Below are 2,527 nucleotides of genomic sequence, written 5' to 3'. Positions count from 1 at the left end.
CGCCCGAGGAGCCGAGCGAACGCATCGGGTATCCGGTGCCGTCCCAGAAGTTGAACCCGCCGGCCAGCCGCACGCCCCGGGCGTTCGGCGCCCACACGGTGAAGCGGGTGCCGGTCACGCCCTGGTGCGTCATGGGCTCGGCGCCCAGCGCCCGCCACAGCTGCTCGTGCCGGCCCTCGCCGATCAGATGCAGGTCCAGCTCGCCGAGCGCGGGCAGGAAACGGTAGGCGTCCTCGGCCTCGTGGACGGCACCCTCGTACGTCACACGCAGCCGGTACGCGGGGACGTCACGCAGGGGCAGCAGGGCCGAGAAGAAACCGCCGCCGTCGTGGTGCAGTTCGGCCCGCAGCTCGTCGGTGACGACGGCGACCGACAGGGCGTACGGCCGGAAGGCCCGGAACACCACACCGCCGGCCACCGGATGGGCCCCGAGCACGGCATGCGGATCATGGTGCGTCCCCGCCGACAACCGCTCACGATCCCCCGCCCCGAGAGCGGGGGCGACCGCGGCCCCGACCCTGCCGGCCGGCTCCTCGCGGGCAGGCTTCTTCGTCGGCTTCGCCGCGGCTTTCGCAGTCGCCGTCTTCTTCGCCGGGGATGCCGGGGATGCCGGGGGTGTCCGCGGTGGCTGTTCGGCGGTGGGGGTGCGGGGGCGCCGGTTCTGCGTGCCAGGGGCGCTGGACGGGGGGCGCGGGGTCATGGGTGGGGCCTCCTCGGCGCGGGGGGCGGGTCAGGGCCGGCCGGGTGCGGCCAGGCGGCGGACCGCCGACAGCGGCACGGGCAGCCAGTCGGGGCGGTGCCGGGCCTCGTAGAGGACCTCGTAGACCGCCTTGTCGGTCTCGTACGCCCGCAGCAGCACGGGATCGGTGCGCGGGTCCCGCCCGGCGACCTCGGCGTACCCGGTGCAGTACGCCGCCCGGCACGCGGCGGCCCAACCGGGCGCGGGCGGGCCCGCCGAGTGCGCCGCGTACTCGAAGGAGCGCAGCATTCCCGCGACGTCCCGCACCGCGGGCTGCGGCATGCGGCGTTCGGCCAGCGGCCGGGCCGGCTCGCCCTCGAAGTCGATCAGCGACCACTGCCCGGACGGCGCGCGCAGGCACTGGCCGAGGTGCAGATCGCCGTGGACGCGCTGCGCGGTCCAGGTGCGCCCCTCGGCCGCCAGGCCGGCCAGCGCGGTGTAGGCGGACCGCAGCCCGCTCGCGTGGCGGCGCAGCGCCGGTACCGCGCGGGCGGCCGCCTCCAGGCGCCCGACCATGCCGCCGACCAGCGGCTCCAGCCCGCCGCGGCCCAGGGTGACCGTGGGCAGCGCGTGCGCGAGCGCGGTGTGCACCTCGGCGGTGGCCCGGCCCAGCGCCCGCGCCTCCGCGCCGAAGTCCTCGCCCTTGGCCAGCTCGCGCAGCGCCAGCTCCCAGCCGTCCGTGGCGCCCCGCACGAAGGGCTGGAGCACGGCCAGGACGGTGGGCTCGCCGGCCGCTTCCGTGCCCTCGGCCCGCAGCCAGGCGGCCGGCGCGGGCACCCGGGCGCAGCCCTCGGCGGCCAGCGCCAGCGGTATCTCCAGATCGGGGTTGACGCCGGGCACGACCCGGCGCAACAGCTTCAGAATGAACGTATCTCCGTAGACGACGGAGGAGTTGGACTGCTCGGCGGTCAGCAGCCGGGCCACCAGCCCGTCGCGTATCTCCTGGCCCGGATCCCGCTCGAAGCGCAGCACCCCGATGCGGGCCCGGGTGCGCAGCGCCTCCAGCAGCACCGCGGCGGGCCGCGGGTCGTGGAGGGCGTCGTACACCGTGTGCCCGGTGAGCGGCCCGCGGTCCACGTGTCCGATCAGCGCGGGCGCCAGCCGGGGCGGCAGCGCCTCGCGGGCGCCTATCAACAGCTGGTAGCAGTCGCCGGGTTGGGGCGCGATGCCCGGTGCGGGCGGCTGGTGGGCGCGGACCAGCAGGTGGTACAGGCCGAGGCGGCCGGAGGGCAGTAACTCGGTGACCGCCACCGGCGAGAACCCGGTGACCGGACGCCCCTTCCCCGCGAACCAGCGCTGTCTCGGCAGCCACTCGCGCAGCAGGAGATCGAGGGACGCGAGGATGTGCGCGGGACCTGTCGTGCCGGACGGGGTGACCGTTTCCGCCATGGCGTCACGTCCTTTCCCCCTGCTTCGGTTCGCCTCCGGGGGCGCCCGAGCCGGTGGGGTGTGACTGATGCGTGCCCCGGGCGAGGCGGTGGAAACCGCCCCGCCGGCGCCTTCCAGGGGGCCGCTACACGGTCTCCGCGCGCAGCCGGAACCAGTAGAAGCCGTGGCCCGCGAGGGTCAGCAGATACGGCAGCCGCCCGATCGCCGGGAAGCGCACCCCGCCGAACAGCTCGACCGGATGCCGGCCGCCGAACCGCCCGAGATCCAGCTCCGTCGGCTGTGCGAAGCGGGAGAAGTTGTGTACGCAGAGGACGAGGTCGTCGTCGTGTTCGCGGAGGAAGGCGATGACTGCGGGGTTGGTGGAGTCGAGTTCGGTGTAGGTGCCGAGTCCGAAGGCGG

Annotated in this window: 3 protein-coding genes; all 3 read right to left on the bottom strand. The window is 75.4% G+C overall.

Features of this window, described 5'->3' with window-relative positions; genetic code table 11:
* A partial coding sequence (locus CTZ28_RS46205; RefSeq protein WP_472926682.1) for a GlgB N-terminal domain-containing protein occupies positions 1-700 on the bottom strand: 700 nt, incomplete at its 3' end.
* A 30-nt stretch (positions 701-730) separates the two neighbouring features.
* Positions 731-2,128, bottom strand: coding sequence for a maltokinase N-terminal cap-like domain-containing protein (locus CTZ28_RS46200; protein ID WP_121895938.1), 1,398 nt, complete (start codon positions 2,126-2,128; stop codon positions 731-733).
* A 124-nt stretch (positions 2,129-2,252) separates the two neighbouring features.
* Positions 2,253-2,527 (bottom strand): alpha-glucosidase C-terminal domain-containing protein (locus CTZ28_RS46195; protein ID WP_183154921.1); only part of this gene is annotated, 275 nt, incomplete at its 5' end.

It is taken from the genome of Streptomyces shenzhenensis (genome assembly GCF_003688995.1).
Lineage (GTDB): Bacteria > Actinomycetota > Actinomycetes > Streptomycetales > Streptomycetaceae > Streptomyces > Streptomyces shenzhenensis_A.
The sequence above is the reverse complement of the archived record's forward strand: the minus strand, read 5'-3'. Positions and strand labels throughout refer to the sequence as shown.

Coding starts and splice junctions, on each gene's coding strand:
- CTZ28_RS46200 (WP_121895938.1), bottom strand. CDS start 2,128: ATGGCGGAAACGGTCACCCCGTCCGGCACGACAGGTCCCGCGCACATC.